Below are 6,774 nucleotides of genomic sequence, written 5' to 3'. Positions count from 1 at the left end.
GAGCGGACGTGCGCACCGGCGTGACGGTGCGGTCGGTGGAGCGGACGGCCGACGGCTGGCGACTGGTGACCGGCCCGGTGCCGGCGCCGTCGGTCCTGGACGTGGACGCGGTCGTGGTCGCGACCCCGGCGGTCGCGGCCGCCCGGCTGCTCGCGTCGGCGGCCCCGGCGGCCGCGGCGGAGCTGGGCGGCGTGGAGGCGGCCAGCATGGCGATCGTCACGCTGGCGCTGCCGGCGGACGGATTCCCGGCGGCGCCGTCGTCGTCGGGGTTCCTGGTGCCGCCGGTCGACGGGCGGACGATCAAGGCGGTGACGTTCTCGTCGGTGAAGTGGCCGTGGCTGGGCGAACGGGCCGGCGGACTGGTGCTGCTGCGCGCGTCGCTGGGCCGGCACGGCGAAGCTCGCGACCTGCAACGCGACGACGACGACCTGGTCGCGGCGGCGCTGGCCGACGTCCGGGCCGCGACGGGCTACGCGGGCGCCGTCGTCGACTCCCGCGTCACCCGGTGGGGCGGCGCGTTGCCGCAGTACGCCGTCGGGCACCTGGACCGGGTCGCGCGGGTGCGGGCCGCCGTCGAGGCCGTGCCCGGGCTGGCGGTCTGCGGCGCGGTGTACGACGGCGTCGGCGTGGCGGCCTGCGTCGGGGCGGCCCGCGACGCCGCGGGGAGGGTGGCCGCCTACCTGTCGGAGCGGCGTGCCAGGATCGAGACATGAGCGACACCGCGTCCAAGCCCAAGGCCCGCGAGCTGAACCAGGTCATCCGCTACACCATGTGGTCGGTCTTCCGGCTGCGCTCGCCGCTGGGCGCCACGTCGCGGGCCGACCTCGCCGACGAGGTGACGGCGCTGTTCGCCGAGCTCGCCGCCAAGGACGTCGTCGTCCGCGGCACCTACGACGTCGCCGGCCTGCGCGCCGACGCCGACATCCTCATCTGGTGGCACGCGCCGGCCATCGAGGACCTCCAGACGGCCTACCAGCGGTTCCGCGGCACCGCGCTCGGCCGTCAGCTCGAGCCGGTCTGGTCGCAGGCCGCGCTGCACCGTCCGGCCGAGTTCAACAAGAGCCACATCCCGGCCTTCCTGGCCGACGAGGAGCCGCGCGCGTATGTGTCGGTGTACCCGTTCGTGCGGTCCTACGAGTGGTACCTGCTGCCCGACGCCGAGCGCCGCCAGATGCTCGCCGAGCACGGCCAGATGGCCCGCGACTACCCCGACGTGCGTGCCAACACGGTCGCCTCGTTCTCCCTCGGCGACTACGAGTGGATCCTCGCCTTCGAGGCCGACGAGCTGCACCGCATCGTGGACCTCATGCGGCATCTGCGCGGGTCGGAGGCGCGGCGGCACGTCCGCGAGGAGATCCCGTTCTACACCGGGCGGCGGCTGGAGCTGCCCGAGCTGGTGGCCGCCCTGCCGTAGCCGGTCACTCGACCACGAGGTCAATCGGCCCGCTGTAGAGCGTAAACGCATCGACGAACTCCAGTTCGACGTATACCTGGTAGGTGCCGGGTTCGAGCGGCTCGTGGTGCGGCTGGGTCACGTCGCCCGGAGTGCACATCCGGAGGAACGAGTGCACCGGATAGGTGACGCTCTGTCCTTGTGCCAGCACGACGCCGTGGAGTGACGCCTGCTGCGGTGCCGGTTCGGTGACCACCGAACCGTCGTGCGCGACGAACGTTTCGGGAAACCGGCCGGTCGCGCCGGTGAACGGCTCTTCGCTGACGTTGGTGACGGTCGCTGTGCCGATGGGCTCCGCCCAATCGCGGCCGAGATCCACGGAGTCGTCGAGGTCGACGGTCATCTCCAGGGGCGCCTCAGGGGCCGGACCGAGGGTTTTCACCATCCAGCCGCAGCCCCGAGTGGTGAAGGCCTCCTGCAACGGCGCTGGCCACCTTGGTGGGGTCGCCGCGCCGGTCGGCGTCGGCGACGGGTCGCCGGCCACCGGGGGCGCGACCGGTCCGTCCTGGTCGAGCAGACCGGCAGCAGCCGTGGACGCCGCTGCCGCGGTGAGGACCACCGCGGCACCGGCGGTGGCGAGCCGCGTCCGCCGACGCCGGACGATGCGGCCGCGGAGCCGGTCGAGGTCGAGCGCGCGGGGATCCGGGGCCTCCGCGGCGAGGTCGTCGAACCGGGTACGCAGGGTCATCGCAGTCCCTCCCGCGAGTCGCTGAGCAGGGGTTCCAGGCGGGCGCGGGCGTCGCTGAGGTGCCGCTTCACCGCACCGGGCGCGCAGCCCAGCACGTCGGCGACCTGCGCCACCGAGAGGTCCTCGTAGTAGTGCAGCACCACGCAGGCGCGCTGCCGCGGCGACAGCGCCGCCAGGGCGGAGCGCAGGTCGGCGCCGTCGACCACCATCCCCTCCGGCCCGGCGACGTCCTCGCGGCCGGTGACCAGGTGCCGGACCCGCATCCACCGTCCCGACCGTCGCCGGCCGTCGATGTGGAGCGTGAGGATCGCGCGCCGGACGTACGCCTCGGCCGACTCCAGCGTCAGCCCGCGCGCCGTCCGTCCGAAGGCGCGCAGCATCGCCTCCTGCACCAGGTCGGCCGCCTCGGCGGCGTCGCCGGTCAGCAGGTACGCGTACCGGAGCAGCGCTTGGCCGCGGCCGTCCGCCAGGTCGGTGAAGACCCGCTCCCAGTCCGCCACCCGATCACCCGCCTCTCATCACCTAGGACGAGCGGCGCGGTGATCCGGTTGGGGGACGACTCAGATCAGTGTGCCGGCACGGAGACGCACACGAGGACGGTGTCCTCGATCGCCTCGACCGTGCCCGGCGACTGCTCCGGCACCTGCACGAAGTCGCCCGCTCCGACCACGACCTCCCCGCTGCCGCCGCGGATCCGGAGGGCGCCGCGCAGCACCACCCAGACCTCCTCGTACGGCGCAGGCAGGTCGGCCACCTCGCCGCGGCCGAAGCGCGCCGAGTAGGCGCTCAGGGGTCCTCCGTCGGTCTTCTCCACCGCCGGGGTGACGAAGATCTGGCGGTGGCCGACCTGGATCGTCCGGTCGCTCATCGCCGTGCCGAACGACCGTACCGAGGGTGTCGCCTGGGTCATGTGAGGTGTCCCTTCAGGTGTGCTCCGTGGTCAGCGCCGGTCCGCGTGCTCTTCGCGTCCGGTCGTGGGATCGGCGTCGCCGTCCGGTTCCTCCTCGATCCGCGCGGTCCGCAGACCTCGGAAGACCAGAACGGCGAGCGTGGCGAGTCCGGTGACGGCGACCAGATAGGCATCACGGGTGGCGACGGCGAACGCGTCCTGTGCCGCCGTGGTGAGCCGCACCGCCAGCTCCGCCGGGAGACCCTGGCTCGCGGTGATCGCCCCGCCGATGCTCTGGACGCTCTGCTCGGAGGCCTCGTCGCTCAGCCCGCTCGGGAGGGCGTCCTGGAGGCTGCGGGAGTAGCCGAGATAGGCGACCGTCCCACCGAGCGCCAGCCCAGCGGTGTTGCCCAGGCTTCCGCCGACCTCCAGCAGCGACTGCGCCGAGCCGGTCTGGTGCACGGGCGCGTGCGTCAGCACCACGTTGGTCCCGAGGGCGAACACCGGCGCGATTCCCGCGGCCATCAGCGCGGCCCCGCTGACGAGCAAGACGGTCTCCCGCGGTTCGGTGGTCACCACCACGAGCATGCCGACGGCGCCGGCGAGAGCGACGAGCACACCCAGTCCCATCGCGTAGCCGGGACGGAGCCGGCGCAGCAGCACCGGTGACGCCGCCGTGGCCGCCACGGAGACGAGGGCCGGAATCACCAGCAGGGCGCCCGTGGCGAGAGTGGAGTGGCCGGCCACCACTTGGAGGTACTGGGCGAACTGGAGCTCGGCACCGGCGGTCGCCGTGATGACGAGCCAGATGGCGACCAGCCCGAGCGTGAACGGCGCCGACCGGAACAGCGCCAGTCGCAGCAAGGGGTCGGCCAGGCCTCGCTGGCGGCGCACGAAGGCTGCGATCAGAAGCGCCCCGGTGGCGGCGGCCAGAGCGTGCAGGACGCTCCATCCGCTCGCGGCGACTTCCTGCACCCCGTAGACGACTCCGGCGATGCCGGCCATGGACAGCACCACGCTGACGACATCGATGCGTCCGGTCCCGGTGCCGCGGACCGACGGCAGCAGGCGACGGGCGAGGAGGGCCACGGCCAGCGCGATCGGGACGTTGACCAGGAAGATCGAGCCCCACCAGAAGTGTTGCAGCATGACGCCACCGAGCGGCGGCCCCAACGCCATGCCGCCGGAGAACGCCGCCATGAACAGCGCCACTGCCGTGGAGAACTGCCGCGAGACCGGGAACATGCGACGGAGCAGGGCCATCCCGGCCGGGGCCATGGTGACCGCCGAGGCTCCGAGCAGCATGCGGGCGGCGATCAGGAGCTCGACCGTGGGCGCGAAGGCGGCCAGCCCGGAGGCCAGGCCGTAGGCGAGCATGCCGAGGACGAGCAGCCGGCGGGGCCCGAACCGGTCGACGAGGCGGCCCGCCGTGAGGACGAGGGCAGCCCCGGCGATGTCGCCGATGTGCAGGACCCACAGTTGCTGCGTGCCCGACGGCAGCAGGTCGGCGGCGATCGTCGGCATGGCGAGGAACAGCACGGTCATGTCGAGGGCGGCCATGAAGACGGGCACCATGAGCAGTCCCAGCCCCCACCAGGCCCGAGCGTCGGCTCCAGCTGCCGGTCGATCCCGCATGGACGCCACCATCGCTCCTTTACGCTACGCGCCGTTTCGTATTCATTTTAAGGTATGGTGAACGCATGGCGATCGGCAGAGGCCGGCCTCGGAGCACGCAGATCGACGCCGCGGTGCTGCACGCGACCGCCGAGGTGCTGGACCGCCACGGGTATCGCGGCGTGGTCATCGAGGACGTGGCTCGCCGGGCGGGTGTCAGCAAGACGGCGGTCTACCGGCGGTGGCCGAACCGGCACCGGCTGACCCTGGCCGTCCTGGAGGACCGGCTGGGCCGGATCGAAGCGCCGAGCACCGGCTGCACGTTGTGCGATCTGCACGAGTGCCTGACGCTGATCACGCGTGCCTTCCGTCGTCTCGGGGCGGGCACGCTCGCACAGCTCCTCGCCGAAGGTGACGACGACCCTTCCGTGCAGCAGCATCTGACACAGGCCGTGCTCGACCCGCCGAGGCGGGCGGTCCACCGGACCCTGTTCGAGGCCCGCCGGCGAGGCGACCTCAGAGACGACGTCGACCTGCCGCTCACGGTCGACGCGCTCAGCTCCCTGGTCTTCTACCGTCTGCTGCTCGGCGCGGAACCGATGGACCACCACGAGATCGAGGCGGTCGTCATCGCCCAGCTGCGGGGGATCGCCACGGACGCCGACGCCCTGTTGCGCGAGGCCACCGCGCACGCGGAGCACGAACCGCACTGACGGCGACGCGCTGTGGCACCACCCGGGGGATCGACGACGGTCACTGCGGGGCCGGGCGGGCCATGGGCAGGTGCGGGATGCTGCCGTCGAGGAACTCGGGGCCGGTGACGGAGAAGCCGTAGCGGGCGTAGAAATCGCCCAGCTGGACCTGGGCGGCGAGGACACATCGACGCGCGCCGATGCGCTCCAGTGCGGCCGACATCAGCCGGCCGGCCAGTCCGGCGCCGCGGGCGTCCGGAGCGACCACGACGCGGCCGATGCGGGCCGCGCCGTCGGGCTCGTCGAGGATGCGGAGGTAGCCGACCGGGTCGTCGCCGCGGGTGAGCCAGAGGTGGACGGCGGTCGGCTCGAGGTCGCGGCCGTCGAGCTCGGGGTAGGGGTCGCCCTGCTCGACGACGAACACGTCGGAGCGCAGGCGCAGCAGACGGTAGAGCGTCGGCGCGTCGAGCTGGTCGATGGTCGCGACGTGGAGGGTGAGGTCGGCAGTCACCGGCTCAGTGTGCCGGATCGGCCGCCCGCCGCTGCAGGGAGATGCCGTTGATGCAGTAGCGCAGGTCGGTCGGGGTGGGGAAGCCCTCGCCCTGGAAGACGTGGCCCAGGTGCGAGCCGCAGCGGGCGCAGCGGACCTCGGTGCGGACCATGCCGAGGGTGCGGTCCTCGATGTACTCGACGCGGTCCTCGGCCAGCGGGGCGTAGAACGACGGCCACCCGCAGTGGGCGTCGAACTTGGTGGCGGACTCGAACAGCTCCGCGCCGCACGCGCGACAGGAGTACACGAACGGCTGGTCGTCGGCGTGCTCGAGCGGGCTGGTGAAGGCCCGCTCGGTGCCGGCCTCGCGCAGGACGTGGTACTCCTCGGGGGTCAGCTCCGCCCGCCACTCGGCGTCGGTCTTCTGGATCTCGTAGCTCATGTCTGGTGAACCTCCTGGACAACGACCGGATTCCCGGGGTGTGAGCGGGCGCCGGTGTGAGCATGATGAGGATGAAATCCCCGTACCCCGGAGGACGACATGGACGTCGTGTTCCTCATCGGCCGCATCCTCTTCGTCGCGCTCTTCCTCTCCAGCGCGGCCGGCCACCTCACCGACAAGGGCGCGATGGCCGGCTATGCGGAGAGCCGAGGTGTCCGCCCGGGACGCCCGATGGTGCTGCTCAGCGGCCTGCAGATCCTGGTCGGTGCGCTGTCGGTGCTGCTCGGTGTGTGGATGGACGTCGGCGCCATCCTGCTCGGGCTGTTCACGCTGCTCACGGCGGTGCTCATGCACGCCTTCTGGCGTGAGAAGGAGCCGATGACGCGGCAGCAGGAGATGGTCCAGTTCACGAAGGACATCGCCTTGGGGCGTGTCAGATGGTCTGTGTAAGCGGTTGGTCCTACCGAAGGGGCCATCATGACCGTTGTGACCACTGGGACTGGTGT

The 6,774-nt window shown here is 72.2% G+C and carries 10 protein-coding genes; 4 read left to right on the top strand and 6 right to left on the bottom strand.

From position 1 onward, the window contains the following. On the top strand, positions 1-713 hold a 713-nt coding region (locus tag DY240_RS24840), incomplete at its 5' end, for a protoporphyrinogen/coproporphyrinogen oxidase (protein WP_199702358.1). Continuing rightward, a complete protein-coding gene (hemQ, locus tag DY240_RS24835; protein WP_119662387.1) occupies positions 710-1,414 on the top strand; it encodes a hydrogen peroxide-dependent heme synthase in 705 nt (234 codons plus the stop codon). The genes DY240_RS24840 and hemQ, both read left to right, overlap by 4 nt. A gap of 4 nt (positions 1,415-1,418) precedes the next feature. Here hemQ and DY240_RS24830 read toward each other — a convergent pair whose 3' ends face one another. The 4 genes from DY240_RS24830 to DY240_RS24815 form a co-directional block, all read right to left on the bottom strand. Then, positions 1,419-2,012, bottom strand: coding sequence for a hypothetical protein (locus DY240_RS24830; RefSeq protein WP_147375508.1), 594 nt, complete (start codon positions 2,010-2,012; stop codon positions 1,419-1,421). A gap of 125 nt (positions 2,013-2,137) precedes the next feature. Continuing rightward, positions 2,138-2,641 (bottom strand): sigma-70 family RNA polymerase sigma factor, encoded by a 504-nt coding sequence (locus tag DY240_RS24825; RefSeq protein ID WP_119662385.1) that lies wholly within the window; start codon positions 2,639-2,641, stop codon positions 2,138-2,140. A 65-nt stretch (positions 2,642-2,706) separates the two neighbouring features. Next, positions 2,707-3,051: a cupin domain-containing protein gene (locus DY240_RS24820; protein WP_119662384.1), complete on the bottom strand. Its 345-nt coding sequence runs from the start codon at positions 3,049-3,051 to the stop codon at positions 2,707-2,709. 30 nt (positions 3,052-3,081) lie between these two features. After that, positions 3,082-4,665, bottom strand: a complete 1,584-nt coding sequence (locus DY240_RS24815; RefSeq protein ID WP_158602992.1) for an MFS transporter — start codon at positions 4,663-4,665, stop codon at positions 3,082-3,084. A gap of 65 nt (positions 4,666-4,730) precedes the next feature. On the opposite strand from DY240_RS24815, the gene DY240_RS24810 reads away from it, so the two are divergent. Continuing rightward, entirely contained in the window at positions 4,731-5,357 is a 627-nt protein-coding gene (locus DY240_RS24810) for a TetR/AcrR family transcriptional regulator (protein ID WP_119662382.1), read from the top strand. 40 nt (positions 5,358-5,397) lie between these two features. Here the strand turns inward: DY240_RS24810 and DY240_RS24805 are convergent, their stop codons facing one another. Further along, on the bottom strand, positions 5,398-5,814 hold the full coding sequence (locus DY240_RS24805; protein WP_199702360.1) for a GNAT family N-acetyltransferase: 417 nt from the start codon (positions 5,812-5,814) through the stop codon (positions 5,398-5,400). A 37-nt stretch (positions 5,815-5,851) separates the two neighbouring features. After that, on the bottom strand, positions 5,852-6,268 hold the full coding sequence (msrB, locus tag DY240_RS24800) for a peptide-methionine (R)-S-oxide reductase MsrB (protein WP_119662380.1): 417 nt from the start codon (positions 6,266-6,268) through the stop codon (positions 5,852-5,854). A gap of 99 nt (positions 6,269-6,367) precedes the next feature. Between msrB and DY240_RS24795 the strand changes: the two genes are divergently transcribed. Continuing rightward, positions 6,368-6,718 (top strand): DoxX family protein, encoded by a 351-nt coding sequence (locus DY240_RS24795; protein WP_119662379.1) that lies wholly within the window; start codon positions 6,368-6,370, stop codon positions 6,716-6,718. The last annotated feature ends 56 nt before the right edge of the window (positions 6,719-6,774 follow it).

Source organism: Jiangella rhizosphaerae (assembly GCF_003579925.1).
Taxonomy (GTDB): domain Bacteria; phylum Actinomycetota; class Actinomycetes; order Jiangellales; family Jiangellaceae; genus Jiangella; species Jiangella rhizosphaerae.
This window is presented reverse-complemented; position numbering and strand designations above follow the sequence as displayed.